The sequence below is a fragment of the Vibrio sp. Vb339 genome (assembly GCF_902751245.1).
Taxonomy (GTDB): domain Bacteria; phylum Pseudomonadota; class Gammaproteobacteria; order Enterobacterales; family Vibrionaceae; genus Vibrio; species Vibrio coralliirubri.
Genome location: NZ_CADDIS010000001.1, coordinates 1,043,057 through 1,063,761 on the forward strand (window position 1 = coordinate 1,043,057; position 20,705 = coordinate 1,063,761).

15 protein-coding genes are annotated in these 20,705 nt (G+C 43.9%); 4 read left to right on the forward strand and 11 right to left on the reverse strand.

Features of this window, described 5'->3' with window-relative positions:
- Positions 1–42: 42 nt before the first annotated feature.
- Together tkt and tal are read right to left on the reverse strand one after the other, a co-directional pair.
- A complete protein-coding gene (tkt, locus tag HRQ85_RS04600) occupies positions 43–2,034 on the reverse strand; it encodes a transketolase (RefSeq protein WP_050052425.1) in 1,992 nt (663 codons plus the stop codon).
- A gap of 87 nt (positions 2,035–2,121) precedes the next feature.
- Complete coding sequence (tal, locus tag HRQ85_RS04605; protein WP_009845571.1) at positions 2,122–3,072, reverse strand: transaldolase; 951 nt, start codon at positions 3,070–3,072, stop codon at positions 2,122–2,124.
- A 459-nt stretch (positions 3,073–3,531) separates the two neighbouring features.
- Between tal and HRQ85_RS04610 the strand changes: the two genes are divergently transcribed.
- Positions 3,532–4,539 (forward strand): sugar-binding transcriptional regulator, encoded by a 1,008-nt coding sequence (locus HRQ85_RS04610; protein WP_172378839.1) that lies wholly within the window; start codon positions 3,532–3,534, stop codon positions 4,537–4,539.
- Between the two features lie 170 nt (positions 4,540–4,709).
- Complete coding sequence (locus HRQ85_RS04615; protein ID WP_172378840.1) at positions 4,710–6,077, forward strand: glycoside hydrolase family 18 protein; 1,368 nt, start codon at positions 4,710–4,712, stop codon at positions 6,075–6,077.
- A gap of 82 nt (positions 6,078–6,159) precedes the next feature.
- Here HRQ85_RS04615 and HRQ85_RS04620 read toward each other — a convergent pair whose 3' ends face one another.
- The 7 genes from HRQ85_RS04620 to moeA form a co-directional block, all read right to left on the reverse strand.
- The gene (locus HRQ85_RS04620) at positions 6,160–8,454 is read right to left on the reverse strand and encodes a putative bifunctional diguanylate cyclase/phosphodiesterase (RefSeq protein ID WP_172378841.1); all 2,295 of its coding nucleotides are present in this window, start codon (positions 8,452–8,454) and stop codon (positions 6,160–6,162) included.
- Positions 8,455–8,840: 386 nt separating this feature from the next.
- Positions 8,841–9,689: a sulfurtransferase gene (locus HRQ85_RS04625; RefSeq protein WP_172378842.1), complete on the reverse strand. Its 849-nt coding sequence runs from the start codon at positions 9,687–9,689 to the stop codon at positions 8,841–8,843.
- A gap of 88 nt (positions 9,690–9,777) precedes the next feature.
- Positions 9,778–10,092 carry a hypothetical protein gene (locus tag HRQ85_RS04630; protein ID WP_050620744.1) on the reverse strand — a complete coding sequence of 105 codons (315 nt, stop codon included), beginning with the start codon at positions 10,090–10,092 and terminating at the stop codon, positions 9,778–9,780.
- A 207-nt stretch (positions 10,093–10,299) separates the two neighbouring features.
- On the reverse strand, positions 10,300–10,938 hold the full coding sequence (locus tag HRQ85_RS04635; RefSeq protein ID WP_172378843.1) for a hypothetical protein: 639 nt from the start codon (positions 10,936–10,938) through the stop codon (positions 10,300–10,302).
- An 11-nt stretch (positions 10,939–10,949) separates the two neighbouring features.
- Positions 10,950–13,085 carry an LruC domain-containing protein gene (locus tag HRQ85_RS04640; protein WP_172378844.1) on the reverse strand — a complete coding sequence of 712 codons (2,136 nt, stop codon included), beginning with the start codon at positions 13,083–13,085 and terminating at the stop codon, positions 10,950–10,952.
- 256 nt (positions 13,086–13,341) lie between these two features.
- Positions 13,342–14,091, reverse strand: a complete 750-nt coding sequence (moeB, locus tag HRQ85_RS04645; protein WP_172378845.1) for a molybdopterin-synthase adenylyltransferase MoeB — start codon at positions 14,089–14,091, stop codon at positions 13,342–13,344.
- A gap of 12 nt (positions 14,092–14,103) precedes the next feature.
- A complete protein-coding gene (moeA, locus tag HRQ85_RS04650) occupies positions 14,104–15,339 on the reverse strand; it encodes a molybdopterin molybdotransferase MoeA (protein WP_172378846.1) in 1,236 nt (411 codons plus the stop codon).
- A 216-nt stretch (positions 15,340–15,555) separates the two neighbouring features.
- Between moeA and folE the strand changes: the two genes are divergently transcribed.
- Complete coding sequence (gene folE / locus HRQ85_RS04655) at positions 15,556–16,209, forward strand: GTP cyclohydrolase I FolE (protein ID WP_017061725.1); 654 nt, start codon at positions 15,556–15,558, stop codon at positions 16,207–16,209.
- A gap of 701 nt (positions 16,210–16,910) precedes the next feature.
- On the opposite strand, the gene HRQ85_RS04660 is transcribed toward folE, so the two are convergent.
- A complete protein-coding gene (locus HRQ85_RS04660; RefSeq protein WP_172379343.1) occupies positions 16,911–17,519 on the reverse strand; it encodes a hypothetical protein in 609 nt (202 codons plus the stop codon).
- Positions 17,520–17,556: 37 nt separating this feature from the next.
- Positions 17,557–18,096, reverse strand: a complete 540-nt coding sequence (locus HRQ85_RS04665) for a YaeQ family protein (RefSeq protein ID WP_019822856.1) — start codon at positions 18,094–18,096, stop codon at positions 17,557–17,559.
- 553 nt (positions 18,097–18,649) lie between these two features.
- On the opposite strand from HRQ85_RS04665, the gene HRQ85_RS04670 reads away from it, so the two are divergent.
- Complete coding sequence (locus HRQ85_RS04670; protein WP_172378847.1) at positions 18,650–20,620, forward strand: acyltransferase family protein; 1,971 nt, start codon at positions 18,650–18,652, stop codon at positions 20,618–20,620.
- The last annotated feature ends 85 nt before the right edge of the window (positions 20,621–20,705 follow it).

A 20,705-nucleotide genomic window follows, 5' to 3' on the forward strand; every position in this document is an offset into this window, starting at 1 on the left:
TGTATGCATCAACCCATTAAGGGCGGGACAATGCATTCAAGATTAAGCTAGAAGCTCTTTCGCTGTGTTTACTACGTTTTCAGTAGTGAAACCGAACATCTTGAATAGCTCACCTGCTGGTGCAGATTCGCCGAATGTTGTCATACCGATGATCTTGCCACCGAAACCAACGTACTTGTACCAGAAGTCAGCGATGCCAGCTTCTACAGCGATACGTGCTGTAACGTCAGATGGAAGTACAGACTCACGGTACTGCGCGTCTTGCTTGTCAAACGCGTCAGTAGCAGGCATAGAAACTACGCGTACTTTCTTACCTTCAGCCGTTAGCTCAGCAGCAGCGTTAACCGCTAGCTCAACTTCAGAACCCGTTGCGATAAGGATAAGCTCTGGCTTACCTTCACAATCTTTCAGGATGTAACCACCCTTAGCGATGTTTGCTACTTGCTCAGCGTCACGATCTTGTTGTGCAAGGTTTTGACGAGAGAAGATAAGCGCAGAAGGACCATCTTTACGCTCGATTGCTAGTTTCCAGGCAACAGCAGACTCAACTTGGTCACATGGACGCCATGTGCTCATGTTTGGAGTTAGACGTAGAGAAGCGATCTGCTCAACTGGTTGGTGAGTTGGACCATCTTCGCCAAGACCGATAGAGTCATGCGTGTAAACTTGGATGTTCTGAGTTTTCATCAGAGCAGCCATACGCATAGCGTTACGAGCGTATTCCATGAACATTAGGAACGTTGCGCCGTATGGTACGAAACCACCGTGCAGAGCGATACCGTTCATGATAGCCGTCATACCGAATTCACGTACACCGTAGTGGATGTAGTTACCAGAGAAGTCGTTTGCTTCAAGAGACTTAGAACCAGACCACATAGTCAGGTTAGAAGGCGCAAGGTCAGCAGAGCCGCCCATGAATTCAGGTAGCATAGCACCGAACGCTTCTAGAGCATTTTGAGATGCTTTACGTGATGCGATGTTTGCTGGGTTAGCTTGCAGATCAGCGATGATTGCCGATGCTTTCTCTTCCCATTCAGCAGGTAGTTCACCGTTTACGCGGCGTTTGAATTCAGCTGCCAGCTCAGGGTATGCTGCTTCATAAGCTGCAAGTTTCTCGTTCCACGCTGCTTCCTTAGCTGCGCCTGCTTCTTTCGCATCCCACTCTGAGTAAACTTCCGACGGAATTTCAAAAGGACCGTGCTCCCAACCTAATTCTTTACGTGTTGCTGCAATTTCTTCAGCGCCTAGTGGTGCACCGTGACAGTCGTGCGTACCTGCTTTGTTTGGAGAACCAAAGCCAATCACTGTTTTAGTACAGATTAGAGTTGGGCGAGGGTCTGCTTTAGCCGCTTCAATTGCTGCGTTGATAGCGTCAGAGTCGTGGCCATCTACCGCTGGGATTACGTGCCAGCCGTAAGCTTCGAAACGTTTAGGTGTATCGTCAGAGAACCAACCTTCAACTTCACCATCGATAGAGATACCGTTGTCATCCCAGAAAGCAACCAGCTTACCAAGACCTAGCGTACCTGCTAGAGAACATGCTTCGTGAGAAATACCTTCCATCAGACAGCCATCACCCATGAATGCATAAGTGTAGTGGTCTACGATGTCGTGGCCTTCTTTGTTGAACTGTGCAGCTAGCGCTTTCTCTGCCATAGCCATACCAACAGCGTTAGTAATGCCTTGACCTAGAGGACCAGTCGTTGTTTCGATGCCTGGTGCGTAGCCGTACTCTGGGTGACCTGGAGTCTTAGAGTGCAGTTGACGGAAGTTCTTAAGATCTTCAATTGAAAGCTCGTAACCTGCTAGGTGAAGCAGGGAGTAAATCAGCATTGAGCCGTGGCCGTTAGACAGGATAAAACGGTCGCGGTCAGCCCACTCTGGGTTTGCTGGGTTGTGGTTTAGGTGAGAACGCCAAAGTACTTCAGCGATGTCAGCCATACCCATAGGTGCGCCTGGGTGACCAGAGTTTGCTTGTTGTACGCCGTCCATGCTTAGAGCACGAATAGCGTTAGCTAGATGTTTGCGATTCATAAGAACTTCCGAATAAAAATTAAGAAAAACAAAATTGATAAAAGTAGGGGAACTGAACGTTCCCCTATTTGAATTTGGTAAGAGTGATTACAGCTTAGCTGCGATCATGTCTTCTAGTTTGCCTTGGTCAACGGCGAAGTTGCGGATGCCTTCAGCCAGTTTCTCAACAGCCATTGCATCTTGGTTGTGGTCCCATAGGAACTCAGCGTGAGTCATCGCTGCTGGACGCTCTTTAGTACCGTTAGAGTCGATAAGCTTCTCAACTACTTCGCCTTCTGCTGCTTCTAGGTCTGCTAGAAGTTGAGGAGCGATAGTTAGACGGTCACAACCCGCAAGTTCAAGGATCTCGCCGATGTTACGGAAGCTTGCGCCCATAACAACAGTTTTGTAGCCGTGGTCTTTGTAGTAGTTGTAGATATCTGAAACAGAGATTACACCTGGATCTTCTGAAGCTTCGAAATCACGACCTTCTTTCGCTTTGTACCAGTCCATGATGCGACCTACGAAAGGAGAGATTAGGAATACGCCAGCTTCAGCACAAGCACGAGCTTGAGCGAAAGAGAATAGAAGCGTTAGGTTACAGTTGATGCCTTCTTTCTCTAGGATTTCAGCAGCACGGATACCTTCCCAAGTAGAAGCCAGTTTGATAAGGATGCGGTCGTTAGTGATGCCAGCGTCGTTGTACATTTTGATAAGTTGACGAGCTTTAGCAACGCTGCCTTCCATGTCGTAAGAAAGACGAGCATCTACTTCAGTAGAGATACGGCCAGGTACAACTTTCAGGATTTCTTTACCGATGTTCACGTTAAGCATGTCGCAAGTATCTTGAACTTGCTGTGCTTTATCACCGCTTTGCGCTTTTGCGTATTCGATAGAAGCATCGATTAGAGGAGCGTACTCAGCAATTTGAGCAGCTTTAAGAATTAGAGATGGGTTAGTTGTTGCATCTTCAGGAGTGTACTTGCTGATAGCTTCGATATCGCCAGTGTCAGCTACAACAGTTGTTAGTTTACGAAGTTGCTCTAATTTATTGCTCATTTTGATCATCCTATGTATCGCATAACACCTCATTAATGGGAGAGGTGTGGGCATTTGCAAGCTAACTAATGAAGTTCTCAATGGTTGTACCAGTGAGCCAAACTTACATTAATTTAAATTTTTCTCCGAACGAACATTTGCACAGAACATTTGATCGCTCGATGAGTAAATGATGTAGCCATATTTATCCGATCTAGCCCCAAAGTCAACGGTAAATAGTGCTGTATGGTGACTTCAGTCAAATATATTTCGCTCTAGTAATCATGGGGTATGCAAGCAAACGTTTAACGAGCAAAGTAAGGTGAATTAATCAACAACAAAACCATGGTTATGACGATGAGCAAATGTACCTTGCTGTTACATATGTTCGGGGTGTAAACTTGTGTATCACTTGCTTAAGCATCGAACATTTGTTCTTCAAGCAGGTAAAATAATTGTTAAATATTGGTTAAGTGGTATATGAGTAAGAATATCCAAGATGTTTCCGAAGAAAACACTGATCTCCTCACTGAAGTAGCGGTTGCTTATTATCAAGATGGTGCCACGCAAGAAGAGATCTCCAAAAAGTACTCTATCTCCCGTGCAAAGGTTGGTCGAATGCTCAAACAAGCCAGAGATGAGGGCATTGTTGAGATCACCGTTAAATACCACCCTGTCTTTAGTGCGAAGATCGAGCAACGTCTGATCGAACGATTTGGTGTAAAGCGTGCTCTTGTGGCACTAGACCAACCAAATGAAGAGAAGCAGCGATTACAGGTTGCTGGTTTAGTGTCTAACTATCTTACCAGTATACTGAAAAACGGTATGGTAGTGACAGTAGGACAAGGGCGAAACGTATCGTCTGTTGCTCACCACACTGGCGTAATTACGCCACGAGACTGTAAATTCGTGTGTGGTATCGGCGGTATTCACCCAAGAGGCGGTATGTTTAATGCCGATCATATATGCAGGCAGCTAGCCAAAAAGTACGGTGGATCTTCTGAAACCTTATACGCCCCCGCTTATGCCGAGAATAAAGCGCAAAAAACCGCATTCATGGAAAACAGCACCGTTAAGCAGACACTCGATCTCGCTCGAAAAGCCGATGTCGCTTTAGTCGGTATCGGTGATATGAGCGAAAACAGTTATATGGTCGACTTAGGTTGGTTTACCGCAGGTGAGGTCGTTCAATCTCGTCTATTACAAGGTGTCGTCGGTGACTTTGCGGGTTATGACTTTTTCGATGTTCACGGTAAAACAGCAAACACAGTAATGAGTGACCGTGTGATTGGTTTGGCCTTGGAAGAATTCCGGCCAATAGCAGAGGTCATTGCCATCGCAGCCGAAAACAGTAAACCATTAGCTCTATTAGGCGCGTTAAGAACTGGCGTAGTTGATGTGATCGCAACCAGCGTAAGTAATGCTTTGACCGTTTTAAACTTGGACGAACAACTTAGCGTGAATAAACCAAAAGGCGGTGAATACTAAGTTATTTATGCTTCGTTGAATTCACTATTTGGGTAACCATGGCAACTCCTCCCTAATGAAACCAGTGCAATAAGGGGGATAACTATTAGACATGACTCGAATAGTGAATTTGTTCAGCGGTTGAAAGAATTATCACTCTTTAATGTTAAGCCACACTAAAGGAGATAATTATGAAACTGTCATTTATCACACACGCTATTTCTAGCAACAGTGACCAATCAAGTTCTATCTTTAAATCTAATTCTATCATTGCGCTTAGCTTAATAGTCACGGCTTGTGTGCTCACACCTACAGTTCATGCCGATGATAAAGTCGTCGCAGGGTATTTTGCGGATTGGCAATATCTGAATAAAGATAACCCTTATACCGTTGACGACATACCGGCAGACAAGCTCTCACATATTATTTACGCTTTCTTGAGCATGTGTGGTCCTCATAGCGGTGCTGGTGAGCCCGTCCAAAAACAAATTCAGCAGCAATGTGCAGACAAACAACCATATACCGCGATTATTGTGGATAAAGAAGCTGCGTTAGAAGTCGATTTCGGAGACGTGGGTGTTGATGTCGCCTATAAAGGTCACTTTGCCCAGTTAGCTCAATTGAAGGCCGACAATCAAAATATCAAAATCTTGCCATCATTTGGTGGGTGGACAATGTCTGAACCTTTCCATGCGATGGCGAAAGATCCTAAAGCCATTGCGCACTTTTCAAAAACTGCTGTTGAGTTAATCCAAAAATATGACTTCTTTGATGGTATTGATCTTGATTGGGAATACCCAGGAGGCGGCGGCTTAACCACTTCGCCTTGGAACCCAGAGACTAAACTAACGGATGAGCAGAAAGCGCAAGAGCGTGAAGCTTTCACACTTTTAGTAAAAACAATCAGAAGTGATTTGGACGCTTTATCAAAGACGACTCAAAGAGATTATGAGCTTTCAACGGCTGTCGGTGTTGGCGCTAAGGCAGCCCAAATTGATTGGAACGCAGCTAGCCCATATCTGACGAACATGTTTGCGATGACGTATGACTTCCTCGGAGGTTGGGGAGCTCAAACAGGTCACACAACAAACTTACACGCCACAGAGCGCAGTTGGTGGGGAATGGGAGCTGACGTCTTCATTAATCAGATGATAGAGCAAGGTATTCCTAGCGAGAAGCTCGTGATCGGGGCGGCTTTTTATGGTCGAGGCTGGCAAGGGACAAAAGACTTTGCTGGAGAGCTGCCTAAAGGTGACCTAGTTTCTGAACAAGGGGCGCAGTTTGGTACCGGTGAAAACGGTTACTTTATGTTCTGGGACCTTATGAATAACTACAGCAGCAAACAAGGTTATGAGTACAATTATGACGAGCAAGCTCAGGCACCTTATTTGTGGAACCCAGATAAAAAAGTATTCATATCTTTTGAAGATCAGCGTTCTATTAAAGCAAAGGCAGAATGGGCGAAGAAATCAGACCTAGGCGGCATTTTTACTTGGGAATTATCAGGAGATCCTTCCGGACAGTTGATCGATGTTATGCATAGTGAAATGAATAAATAACCGAACAGAAAATACCCAGAAAATAAGGTAGGTGTTTATCTGCCTACCTTATTTATTTAGCTCGTCTATTTAACTCACGTTCTTAAACAGAACATTCCGCGTGCTCAGTCACCTGCTTGTTTAGGTGAGTAGCCAGCTCATCATAAGGAATAGGGCGAGAGAAGTAATAGCCTTGCATCAAGTCACATCCACATGCTTTTAGAATAGCGAAGTGCTCGTTCGATTCTACGCCTTCTGCTAATACCACCATGCCGAAGTTCTTACCGATTGCGATGATGTTTTGCACCATGGTAAGTGACTGCTGATCGACAGCAATGTTCTCAATAAAGCTCTTATCGATTTTAAGCTCATCGATAGGCAGTGCTTTCAGCATGCTTAGTGATGAATAGCCTGTACCGAAATCATCTAAAGAGATCTTTATATTCTTCTCTTTGAGGGCTTCAAAAGTCGGTTTCACCAAAGTCACATCTTCAATGAACAAGCTCTCCGTAATTTCTAGCGTTAAACAGCTAGGAGACAGTTGATACTTTTCTAGTGTCGCGAACAAGTGCTCAGAGAAGGATTGATGAGAAAACTGTCGAACAGATATGTTGATCGAAAGCCCGATCTTTTGTTCCGTCGTTCGGTGCAAATGGGCGATCTGCATAATGCTGGACTCAATAATAAAAGTGCCGAGCTTTTGCATTAAGCCTGTGTTCTCAGCTATCGGTATAAAGACATCTGGTGGAACAAACCCCAATTCGTCATCAATCCAGCGCACGAGTGCTTCTACACCGTGAATACTTTCATTTGCACGAACCAGTGGTTGGAAAACCATGAACAGCGTTTGTTTCTCGATAGCGATGCGTAGCCTTTGTTCTACTTTCATTTTGTAGAGGTGAGCATCTTGCATTTCCGTTGTGAAAATACTGTACGAGTTTTGCTGCTGTTTCGCTTTGTACATCGAAATATCGGCAGAACGTAATAGGCTATCTAGATCTTTTCCGTGTTCAGGGAAACGCGCTACGCCGATGCTGCAACCTAACAAAAACTGAGCGCTTTCAACTTCATAAGGTTGAGAAAGCACTTCAATAATGCGCTTGGCGAGTCGTTTAATTTCAACTTCATTCGACAAGGGCGTTAAGAACAAAAACTCATCACTGGATTCACGTACCAATAGGCTGAGGCGAGATCGGAACCTCATCAAACGCAAAGCGATCTGTTTGAGAACCTTGTCTCCAAAGTCATGCCCGTGGGTGTCATTAACGCATTTAAAGTTATCGATATCGATAAACAATAGCGAAAACGGCTCTGACTCATCGTCAATCCATTTGCCAATGTTTCTACGCATGTACAAACGGTTTGGCAGAGAGGTTAAAGGGTCATGGTTCGCCTGATAAATGAGTTGGCTACGAGTCCGTTGTTCATTCTTGGCAATAGACTTAACCAAAAAGTAGAAACCAAACTGAAGAAAAATAAAGGCAACGAAAAGAATGCTGAACTCTTGTATGAATATACTATCGACGTGAGTTAGATCCGTACGGCCTACCACCCATAATTTGTAGTTTGGGATGTATTTCGCGCTCATTAAAGAGTGGTATTGTTCATCGTCGACGACAAAAGAGTAGGTTTCTTGCCCATTCATCGCTTCTTGCACGCTAATTCCGAAGTGGTCGGTAAAGATACTTGCAATACGCTGTATGACATCTTTGCCTACTGGAGAGGAATACGCACTCTCAGATTCGATATCACTCGAATAAAATTGGCGATAGCTGTCTTTTCGGATCAGGCTTAGTGTATTGAAACTTCCGGCGTGAGCATTATTTTCAAATACGATCGTGGCGTCTAATCGTAGCCCTGCGGTCATTACTGCATCGGTTTTCTTGCCATCGATTGAAATGGATTTTCTCAGCGGGATAACCAAGCTATTCAAGGATTCTTGAAAATAGGTACGGCCAAGCACCATGCTACTGCTTGATAGGGCGTCTAAGAAAGAGTCTCTTGTTGGCGCGTATTGCAACAAGTTCCTTTGATTCGCAAGTTCGAGATTTGAGCTGATCGAGAGGTAATCACCGTCGGTGTTCAACAAGCCAAACGCTGCTATCGCAGGGTGGGTTTCAAGTAGCTTGTCTAAAATTGGCCTAATTTGGATAGACGCTGTACGTGTGAAATCAGATTGTTGAGCCAGTTGATGGCCGACCACTTCTAACAAGGCTTCTTGACTGGTCAGCAGCGAATTGACTGAGCTAGAAAAAAGCTCAACCTGGATGTGTTGCTGCTCTATGAAGTCGTCTCTGTTCGCTTTCCAGTTTGTTATTCCCAACGCGGCGAAAAGTATCAGGGTCAGTAGTACGATAAACGCGTACAGCGACCAGATATTTTTCTTAAATAGAGCCATGAGATGCCTTTTGTTGGTTACTACTTTTAACAGACTGCAAGTGACAAACTATTGGGTCGTCAGCGCGATTCATGCAACGAAAGATACAAACACAAATGGTGAAAGTATTAATGATTAAATAGTGTAACGACTACGAGCAGAGATTCTTGAGTGAAATATTAGTATTCATAACGTCGATAACGATTAGTTTATGATTAATCACAAATTATCGTTAGCAACTTAATGTGGGCTATAAATCAAACGGCGTGAATCGAGTCTTGGTCTCAAATGAACATAGCGTTAACTGCGACATAAAAGCTTACTTCATGAGACGTGAGGCCATCATTATCAGTAAGCTCTTTATGCATGCGCAGTATATTCTAACAGTGGCAGTAAGCGAAGTTGAATTACTTTTTAGTCACGGCAATAGGGAGTTTGTCGTTAGCACCCCATTCCGTCCATGAACCATCGTAAACTCCCATTTCACCGTTATAGCCAGCGAGTTTAGCGGCTAATAATATGATGCAGGCTGTTACGCCAGAGCCACAGCTAAAAAACGTAGGCTGAGAAGGCGTTAATTCTAACGTTGAAAAGATTTCAATAAGCTCTTCTTGAGACTTTAACTTACCGTTATCGAGTACTTGAGCAAACGGTAGGCAAATCGAATTCGGTATATGGCCACTACGTAAGCCTTCACGTGGTTCAGGAATTTCTGAATCGAATCGAGCTTGAGAACGAGCATCTACAATGTTTGCGCTCTTGTCAGTTGAGTAACCTTCAATCTGCTGAGCACTGACAAAGTAGTTGTCTTGAATATGGCCTTCAAAATTGCCCGCTTTTACTTCGGTGCGATAGTCAGTCTCGGTCTCGTAACCGGCGTCGATCCAAGCTGGCAAACCGCCATCTAAGATGAATACGTCGTTGTGTCCCATTGCCATAAACATCCACCACGCACGGGGAGAAGCGAAGGTTCCGGAGTTATCGTAAACCACAATCGTACTGTCTTGATTGATGCCAATTTCTTTTGCGCGAGTGTTGAAGTGTTTTTCGCTCGGGAACATGTGAGGAAGCAGAGTGTGCTTGTTACAAAAGTCTTTGTCGTAGTCAAAACGAATAGCCCCAGGAATCATTTGTCCTTTGATCTTCTCTGACTCGCTTGGAATTTGAAACTCGATACTGGCGTCGAGGAGGATGATATTGTCTTTTTCTAGCAAACGTTGTTGAAGTTGTTCTGGTGAGATGAGTGGCTGATTCATTATTGTTATATCCATTCTTGTTGTTTTAGCGAATACAGTGTTATAGCGATTACTGTCGTTTCTACGAATACCGTTGTTGCATCGATAGCTACTGTGCTGCTCGACAGTGGATGAACTGATAACTGCTTTGTCCGGTTATTTGATTGTTTAATGTATCAAGCGCAACCACAGAATCAATAGGGCAGTCTGTGGTAGGAGCAATAGAGACCCGAAATACGTCATTATCTTTTGTCTGAACCGTAAGATAACGCCTGTGCCCATCTAAGGATTGAGTCAGCGTGTTCGAAATCACTTTGGCTTGAATGCGTTGGCCCGTCTCTGATGTTAGCGGGAAATAGGCAAGGGCAACTAACACGCCTACGCCACACATTAAGATAAATAGACCTATTTTTAACTGTTTCATGAGAGTAAGTCTTTGAAGGTTATGTTGAAAATATAAGTGAGATTGGTGGTAAAGTGAATGCTACTCGCTAAGAAAGCTGAATTAACCACACTTCGGCGAAGACAAAAAAAGTGAGCATTTCTGCTCACTTCCTGCTTACAAACAATCAATTTTGACTCTGTTTCGTCATAGACCCAACTAACGACAAGTTACCTGCTGTTAAACGATTTACTGCCAGACAATCTGAGAGTCACCGCTAGAAACCACTTGTTGTAATGGAGGTTGACCATCGTAGAACCAAATCTCTATCAAGAGTGCTTCATGGTTTACCGGTGCTGCAAAGTTCGAGGCGAATACGCCATTATCTAATGGACCTGCAATGACCTTGCTGGAGTAATCCGGCTTCAAGGTTGAGTCATCTCTTGTGCTAAATCGGCTATAAACGGTCACAAAAGACCGATCTGTCGAAATGCTGCTGATGTCGATGTCGAGATCAAACTGTTCAACAGAGTTGTAGTCAAACCCGTCAGGTACCACCAAATCACTCATCGTATAGCTTTGCGCTGCTGCCGCACTTGTCGCGGGAGACGGCGAAGGCGTTGCGGTTACCGGAGTCGTTGCTGTTACCGGATTCGACGGAGTTGCAGGTGTCGACGGTGTAGATGGCGATGGAGTAGATGCACTGCTACCGCCACCACCACCACCGCCCCCACAACCGGCTAATACTAATGGCGCTGCTGCTAAAATAACGGCTAGTGACTTCTTCATGTTCCAAGTGCTTTGTACAGACATACGTTTTTCCTCAAAGAGATTGCGACTTGAATCAACGCAATGATTGTCTCGATATTGTTTAGTGTGAATAGTCATAACGTCTCTCCTTATGGTTCGTAACGTTGGTTGTCTGCAGGTGATTGGTACCATGTCTGGTTCGTTTCACCGCCGGATTCTGCGTATTCTTTAAACTCTGGGTAAGCGGTAACAATATCGACGTACTCTAGAGGCCACTCCCATTCGTCATCCGAAGTTACTATGAGAGCCCAAGGGTGGTTTTCTACTGTTTTGAAGTATTTACCTGTTGATGGATTACTGTCATCGACGCCTAAACCAGCTTCAAAGAGGTTAGTGGTATCAAATGCTTCGGTTGGAGCTTGGTCTGGCAAGTGAACCTCCCAGCTGCGTCCTGGATGTAGTGGCAGGTTTTCACCATGATAATACCCAGGCGTTGCGAAGATGAACGGGTCGTAAGGCATATCGGTCCAGCTGCCAGTACTCACACCGTCACCGGCTAAAGTAATACCAATTTGGAACGAGAACTGCTCATCTTCTTTACATCCATTACTGGTGCGGTAGAAGGTACAGCCAGTGCTGATTTTTTCTGTCAGGTCATTGGCGATAACAAAGATTGCTTCGCTACGTCCATCTTCTAGGTCAAGGTCAGTGAACACACCGTTGTGTTTCATGTAAGAGCTGCCACTACTCACTAAGCTCGGGTCGAGGTTAGGAAGTCGAACAGCAAAACCATTTCTGTACGATGCCCCGACAGCAGCTAGGCGGCCGTCGATAGTGGACTTAACGACTTTTCCATCTTTAAGGATTTCAGTAATACGATACATAAGAACAGCATCGTTCATGTCGTAGTCAGCTTTATAAGGCCAGTTATCTTCGTACGCTAGCGTTGCGTAACCAGAAGCACTTGGGAAGTAACGAGCGGTGGCACCATCGTTAAGAACATCGACTTGAATATCGACCACCTCACCAGAGGTTGAACCGCCAAAGTAACTTAGGTTGGTTTGTTGACTGAATCTAAATCGAGCCCACGTCGTACCGGTCAGAGCGTTGATATCGACATTTAGGAACAGATCGTTTTCACCCGCATCTAACAGGTAATCTGTAAATACTTGCTCGTTGGCGCCATCGAAGCTGCCATCTTGGTTCCAATCTATCCAAGCCGAAAGGTAACCGGTTGTTGAAGCTTCAATCACCATTTTTGAATCAAGACCAGCTTCAAGTGCGGTTACAAAACCGATACCACCGTTCGCCCACTCGTCATCAATACCCACGCTTTCATCCGATTGCGGTGTTACGTAGCCGTCAAGGTCGGCGTCGGGTGCATCTGTACCTAACCAAGTCACGCCATCCAGTTCATGTCGAGGACCGTTACTTGCTAATAACGTTAGGTAAGTATCTGGAGCGTCACCGAAGTCTATGTTGGAATCTTCATCTACCACAGGTGCATTCGCACAGCGAGCACCATCATTTTGATTCGAAGAAGGGCCATTCGATACAAACTCTACAGCAGGAACGACACCTGCAGCGATGTTTGCAGCGTTATCTGGGGATAGGTTGATACGGTAGATCTTACCGTCTTGATTTCGAGATACGTAGTAGTAGCCGTTCACATCAAAATAACCTGCGCCAAACGTCCCTGTTTCTCCGGTATCACCAATATAGGTTTCAGCACCTGTAGTCGGGTTGAAGCTGTACAAGCCACCCGAGTTATTGTCGATACCATATAAAGAGCCATCACTTGGGTGGAAAGCAAAATCGGTCAGTTTCACGGTTGCCGGGCTACCAGCTATTTTGTTAACTGTAACAGTCGCGTTTGGGTCTGCGTCTAAAGGCGATAGGTCAACGGTGAATAAGCCTTTCCCAGTGCGGTAAAGGTAATACACATGGTCATAGACGTCACCGACGTAGAAGGTGTGGTCAGTTGGCAGTCCACTTGTGTTGATAACTTCCGCTTGAAAGTCTTGGCCTAGACGCACCAAGCGTTTGTTGGTGGTGTCATAGCCATAAATATATCTGTCTTGGAAATCAAAACCGACACCATTGATATTGGCATTCATACCGGTATCGTCTTCCAACAGAGTGGTTGAGCCGGTTACTAGGTTCACGCCCCAAACTTGCACAGGGGTGGACTGAAAAAGGTACGCCTTACTTGGACAGGTATCGAATGGCGCTGCGTTGGCGACTAGGGGCGCACTTAATAGCAAACTTAACGTTGTAATTCTCATATCTACATCCTTGTGATGGAAGGTCTAGATACTTTTACAAGTTACGTGCCATTTTTAAGCTGTTGATTTTTAAGGTTTATATTTTATGGTTCTGGGTTTCTCGTTGTATTCTCAAAATGAGAATTCAAATGAAACTAATCTCTCATAGAGTATTTCAAATTGATAAAGCGAGTTGCGAAGCTGATGTTGAGGCCTAAAAAAGCCCCAACATATAGTCAAGGCTTAGGTTTTCGATCAGAGGGGGATATGATTTAGCTTATCCACACACCGAACAATTAGGCATCTTCATTAAATTCATTTCACGCCAGCTGTGAGACATGGCATCGAGAATCAAAAGTTTGCCTTGCTTTGGTTGTCCAAACTTGGCAATAACCTTGATAGCTTCCAAAGCCTGAGCCGCGCCTACCATGCCAACAACAGGTGCCATCACACCGGCTTCGACACAGCTTAGAGCAGCGTTACCAAATAGAGCGCTCAAGCACTGGTAACACGGTGCATCTGCGTCTTGATAAGTGAATACGCTAATCTGACCTTCCATGCGAATCGCAGCGCCCGATACTAGAGGCGTTTTTGATGCGTAACATAAGCGGTTCAACTGATTGCGCGTTTCAACGTTGTCACTGGCATCAAGAACAAGAGAGTGTGCTTCAATCAACTTGCCAAGTGCCTCGTCATCAAGCCTGTGATCGACAGTTTCAATCGTCAGATGAGGATTCAATACCTGTAAAGACTCAGCGGCAGAATCAACTTTCTTCTTACCAATATCAGCATCGGTATGAAGCACTTGTCGCTGCAAGTTTGAAAGCTCGACAACATCATCGTCGATCAGTGTTAGCTTACCAATTCCCGCAGTCGCGAGGTATTGAGCAGAGGCACAGCCTAAACCACCGGCACCTAACACTAAGATTGAACTCTGTTTCAGTGCTTCTTGGCCTTCAAAATCAAACTGTTTGAGAATGATCTGGCGATTGTAGCGAAGCATCTCTGCGTCAGACAGTATTTCCATCAGCAAGCCTCGTTAGTAAAGCGTCGAGTTAAACAGTTGAATCTGAACCGTTTCACCGACTTCTACACGGCCACGTTCACGCTCTAGGACCACAAAGCAGTTTGCTAAGCTCATTGAACGGAAAGCGCCAGAGCTTTGGTTACCAGTTGTTTCTACAACAAACTGACCGTTTTCAATCGAGTAGATGCCACGTTGGTAATCAGTACGGCCTGGGCCTTTTTTGAATGCAGATTTGGTAATAGCAGGGATCGATTCTGGTGCTGTCCATGCGGTGTGGCCAGCCAGTTTAGCCAGCATAGGTTGAACTAACACATACATAGTCATCATCGCCGACACTGGGTTACCTGGTAAGCCACAGAACCACGCGTTATCCAATTCACCAAATGCGAACGGTTTACCTGGTTTGATAGCGAGCTTCCAAAAGCCGATTTGGCCGAGTTCTTCCAAAATATCTTTGGTGTAATCCGCTTCACCAACACTCACGCCGCCAGAAGTCACAACAACATCTGCGAGTTCTTGAGCTTTCTCGAAGGTTTCTTTAAGCGTTGCAGGGCAATCAGGGATGATGCCTAGGTCAATCGCTTCACAACCAAATGCTTCAATCAGCGGTTTAATGCCGTAGCGGTTGCTGTCGTAGATCTGACCGTCTTCAAGAGGCTGGCCTAATGGCTTGAGCTCATCGCCAGTAGAGAAGAAAGCGACTTTAGGCTTGCGTGCCACAGTTACATGGCTCACACCGAGCGAAGCAATCATTGGAATGTCACGAGGTGTTAAACGTTCGCCACAGCTAAGAACGATATCGCCTTGCTTGATGTCGTCACCAGTAGGGCGAATATTATTGTTCAACTTGATGTCGTCTTGTTGAATTTCAATGCCAGCGCCAGTTTCAGCCGTATTTTCTTGCATGATTACGGCATCGCAACCTTCCGGGATCTTTGCGCCTGTCATAATGCGAATACAGGTGTTTGCTGGCCATTCACCTTCAAATGGTTGACCTGCAAAGGACTTACCCGCTAAAGGCAGTACTTTACCGTTCTCTAGGTCTGCTAAGCGCAGTGCATAGCCGTCCATTGCTGAGTTATCAAAAGGAGGGACGAAAATAGGGGATAGAATATCTTCAGCAAGTACGTAACCCAATGCTTCTGCCAATGGCAGTGATAAGGTCGTTTGAATAGGTTTAATTGGTGATAGCAGCTTATCTAGTGCTTCTTCAATTGGCATCAAGCCCGGAGCGTCGCAACAGCCCATAATTGAAATCCTTTGATCGTTATTATTTTGATTTGGTGGTTGGCAATAGGGATTCAATAGTTATCAAATCATGATGGTTCGCCAACGAAATTGCAGCCACTTTAGCATAGTTTAAGCCCCGTAAATAATGACCTCCCTTAAAATATGGGTGTATTTATTCAAAATTCCGAGTATCCTTGTTTGCCATCCAGAAGGGGTAATAAAAGAGGAAGTTCAATGTCAGGTCTTAGCGAATCAGCGAAGTTGGTTAAAGATGCGCTAGCAAGCCGCGGATTAGAGACACCAATGAGTCCTAACCAGGTAAGCCGAGAAGAGAAAAAGGAACGAATCGAACACCATATGCGTGAGATTCTAACTCTCCTTGAACTTGATCTTACGGACGATAGTCTGGAAGAAACACCGCAACGTATTGCTAAAATGTACGTGGATGAAATTTTCTCTGGTTTGGATTACGCTAATTTCCCTAAAATTACTGTAATCGAAAACAAGATGGGTGTTCGTGAGATGGTACGAGTAAAAGACATTACCGTGACCAGTACGTGTGAGCACCACTTAGTGACGATTGATGGTAAGACTGCGGTCGCTTATATCCCGCGTGGGAAAATCATCGGCCTTTCAAAGATTAATCGTATTGTTCGATTCTTTGCTCAACGTCCTCAAGTTCAAGAGCGTATGACTCAGCAGATCCTTGTTGCACTGCAAACGCTACTCGAAACCGATGATGTTGCTGTAACCATGGATGCCGTTCACTACTGCGTTAAATCTCGCGGTGTAATGGATGCAACCAGCGAAACGACAACAACAGCTCTGGGCGGTATATTCAGATCAAACCCAGCAACGCGTCACGAATTCTTACACGGCCTACGATAATACGTTTCGTTACTTGATGAACGCGATTTAGCCTCTGTAAATTGATGTTCGTTGAAAATATTCTAAGCCTCGCTTTCTGCGGGGCTTTTTTACGTCTGTAATGAAGTAAACAGCAGCGACTACGAATGCCGTCATTCCCTAGAGTGAAGAATGAGCGACTCGTTCACTTTCGTCATTCCCTAATGTGAGGAATGAGCGAGTAGAGAGTCTGTTTATCTGTGTAGTTTCTGACTTGGTATGAGATTCCCAATCCAGTCGTTCCTCCTTCTCGGGGATGACGGCGTGTGAGGTAAAATACGAGGGTGAGGGGCCAGTGTGTATTCTATCATTAGCCTTTTAGATGTGATCTTGCAGAATGATAGACTCGGTCACCTCTGTTATTCCTTAAAGTGAAGAATGAGCGAGTAGGGAGTCTGTTTGTCTGTGTAGTTTCTGATTTGGTATGAGATCCCCGATTCAGTCGTTCCTCCTTCTCGAGGATGACGGCGAGTGTGTGGGAATTAGCTCAATAGTATTTCACCTAAAGCGGTTTTTGTTTCTGTTTCTGTCTAGGCAAACCGAAACGTTGAATCTAAGTAACACGAGTCCGTCATTCCCTAAAGTGAGGAACGAACGTAATAGGGAATCTCTTTCGGCCAAGCAGAAAAAGCACGCTCTATAAAAATATAGAGCGTAACTAGAATCAGTCGCTGGTGGAGTGCTTAAGAAAGATTAAACAAACGCTTTAAGTGGTGAACAATACCTGATGGCTTGTTCTCGGCTTGATAGATGTTCAAACCATCATAAAAACTCGCCATGAACTCTACGCGAATCTCATCATCACTGCTTCTCGATATGCGAGACAACAGCGTAGCGGCTGCAGCTGCGTGATCATTGGCTAGGCTGTAATCCATTCCTAGTCGTCCTTGAATGAACAACCACAAATGCGTGACTAGTTTTAACTGTTGAGCGTTAGAGTTTTGAAACTTGTCGCCGTGCTCAGTGCCCACTGTATTATCGAATACATTTTGCATCGCCTCATTCGCTTCTTTATTGCTTTCAAAGCGATAGCTTGCATCGATATGTACTTTAGTTAGCAGGCCAAGCAACGTCTGACGTGCAGAGTTGTCTGGCTTGTTCTCACAGGCGTGTTTAAACAAAGCGTGGTTTTCATCAATAAATGACGACAGCTCTTTCTCGTAGCCTGTTGAAAGCGCTTTTACTGAATCTAAACCTGCTTCTTTTAAACACTGGTGAAGCTTGGTTCTAGCTTGTTGTTTGGCTTTGATTTCTTGCTGTGTGTTGGCTTGCTGCTTGGCTTCTTCTTGCATGCTAGCTTCAGTTTGCGAACTATTCGGGGTTGGACGCTCAGTCATTACTCTGTAGCTCTTCCCACGTTACTTCTGCAGATTGAGTATCGCTGTTAACGAAAGCAGAGTTGCCCGACAGCATGACTGAAAGATCCATCGTACGTTGTGTCATCGCTGCTAGCTGCTCAATGCCATCGTTGTCTAGACGAACTATCTGAGCTTTTAGGTAACCGAATTTACCTTTGTTCTGCTCCCACCAAACGTTTGATTTAGTGTTGAAGCTGAATACACGCACTGATTTAGATAGGCGAGTTGCCTTCTTAACACGCTCTGGATCAGGTTCGCCTACATCAACCCATTCTAGGATTTGATCGTCTAACGACTTCTGCCATAAATCGGGTTCTTCAATGCTAGACAACCCTTTAGTGAACTCAAGTTCAGGAGATGCATTGATACAGAAAGCCATGATACGCGCCATCATTCGCTGTTCTGTTTCAGAAGGGTGTTGTGCAACCGTTAGATTAAAAGAGTCGTAATAGTCGCGATTCATATCGGTTAAAGAGATACGAAACTTGTAGATTGTCGGTTTAAGAGCCATGTAATGTAAGGGTTCCAATAGGATGAGGTGTACTATAGGTGTACCAATGAGTTTTTTGAAATCACAGCCTATAGATAAGTTGAGCCTAGTATAAACGAAGTGGGGCAGTTAGCTAGCAAGATGAGACTTTGGTACACCCCAATTATTTTAAGCACTTTTGGCGAACTAACAAGAAAGGGATACTTTTGAGGTAAAAGTGCATCCCATCAAGCTTCTAGACAGAAGCTTCTTAGAACAATGAAGACACTCTAAAATTAGCCTTTCATACAAATCCGTATTGGAATGAAATACGATTAAAGTTTGCACTCAATAGTGCTCATTTCTATCACAAACTTACAGCCTGATTTCTGGGTAAGTAGGTGAGAGGTTAGTGCTAAAAACACTCCCGAGTCGTTTGGGTGTGCCTGATGGTCGTTTTGAGGTGCTAAGTCGGCTGTTTATCATAAAGGGCATACCACGCACATTGTTTCCCGCACGTCTTATAATTTCTTGCCTTGCCTTGCCTTATCTTGCCTATACAATAGCGCGTATATTTCTGCTTTGAGTGTTTTTGATGAATTTTCGATATGACATAAATGGTTTAAGAGCAATTGCGGTGATAGCTGTGGTTCTTTTCCATTTTAACCCTGCTTGGGTTCCCGGTGGTTTCGCCGGCGTAGATGTGTTTTTTGTTATCTCTGGTTTTCTGATGACAAGTATTATCTTCAGGGGGCTAGAGAATGATAATTTTAACTTATTTAAGTTCTACTTAGCTCGAGCCAATCGCATTATCCCTGCTCTTACTGTTTTGTGTTTAGTTCTTTTAATCTTTGGATGGTTCTACTTAACGCCTGTAGATTACAAAGCTTTAGGTAAGCATGTGGCGAGTAGTATGGGCTTTTTTTCTAATGTTGTTTACTGGAGAGAGTCTGGGTATTTTGACGTAGCTTCACACGATAAGTGGCTTCTTCATACATGGTCTCTGTCTGTTGAATGGCAGTTCTATATTATTTATCCAATTGTTTTAGTCGTACTAAAACGGTTCCTTTCTTTAGATAACTTAAAACGGTTGATTGTAATTGGAACTGTTTTAGGTTTTGGATTCAGTGTTGTTGCAACAATGAAATGGGCAAACTCTGCTTACTATCTTCTTCCTACGAGAGCGTGGGAAATGATGATGGGAGGTGTTGCTTTTCTTTATCCTTGGAGCGTTTCTGATTCTAGGAAGAAGGTCGTAGAAATTATCGGCTTGCTTCTGATTCTTAGTTCATACGCTTTTGTTTCTGATGATATCCCTTGGCCTGGACATTTCGCTTTAATTCCAGTTTTAGGCTCTTATTTAATGATTGTTGCTAATCGACAATCTAGCGTCATAACAAATAATGCTCTTTTCCAGTATTTAGGGAAGTGGTCATATTCAATCTACTTGTGGCACTGGCCTATTGTTATATTAGGATATAGTATTGACACTCAAAACTGGTACTTGTTTGGGTTACCTCTATCTGTGATTTTAGGCTTTTTTAGCTTTAGATTTGTTGAAACGGCTAAATTTAGAATAGTTTCCCAATGGTCTGATATCTTTAGGGCCAAATCTATTTATACGGTTTTATTTGTTGGGGTTGTTGGTTTGTCTGGTTTTATTTATAAAATGTTGCCTGAGACGATAAGAACTTTAGAACTGGATAACGTTAATATAAATGAAAAGCTATATAAGAAACTTCCTCAAAGTTTGGTAAGTATAATGGAAGATGAATGTCGACTTTATGAAAGAGGTGGTATTAGCCATGGAACAGGATGTAATAAGCTAGATGAAAAAAATGGGAAAGTAAAGGCTATTATTATTGGCGACAGTCATGCAAGCTCTATGGCTTCTGGTGTTTTAAAGTCATTAATTGATAGCGAGAAGACGGGAGACGTCATAAATGCTAGGGCTAGTGGCTGCATCCCCTTGAAAGGAATAAGACATCGAGAAGGAGCGATATTTTCTGGATGTGGCAATTACAATGATTATCTATATGATAAGTTAACTAATGGTCAATACGAAAAAACCCCGGTTATCATAATTAGCCGATTGAACTTGTATCCATTTGGATTTAATGAAAATGGAGAGATAAATGAACCATTTGTTTATATGGATGAATTTAAATCATTCTCTAAAGAATACTTGCATGAATTTAAGAAGACGTTAATAGATGGATTTTGTGAATTAAGTCAAGGAAGAAATCTTTATATCGTAAAGCCGGTTCCTGAGTTTTTATTTAATGTTTCTAATGAATACGCATCGCAAGAGCGGAGGCTTGGGAGTATACAACCTATATCAATGAGTTATAGTGAGTATGAGCAAAGAAACTTATATATGAATGGCGTGTTAAGTGATCTTGAGTCTAAGTGTGATGTGGTTATTCTGAATCCACTACCTTTATTAGACGATGGTAATGGGTATATATCTCAGATTGATGGTGTGTCTATATATGACGATAGTAGTCACCTCAATATAAAGGGAAGCCTTTTGATTTCTTCTATGTTTGATAACATTTGGCTTTAACATAACAGTCGTTGTACGCACCACGAACTAGAGGCTGAACATCAGCCTCTTTTTTGTTTGTTCTAGAAAGCTTTGAGGCAGGAAT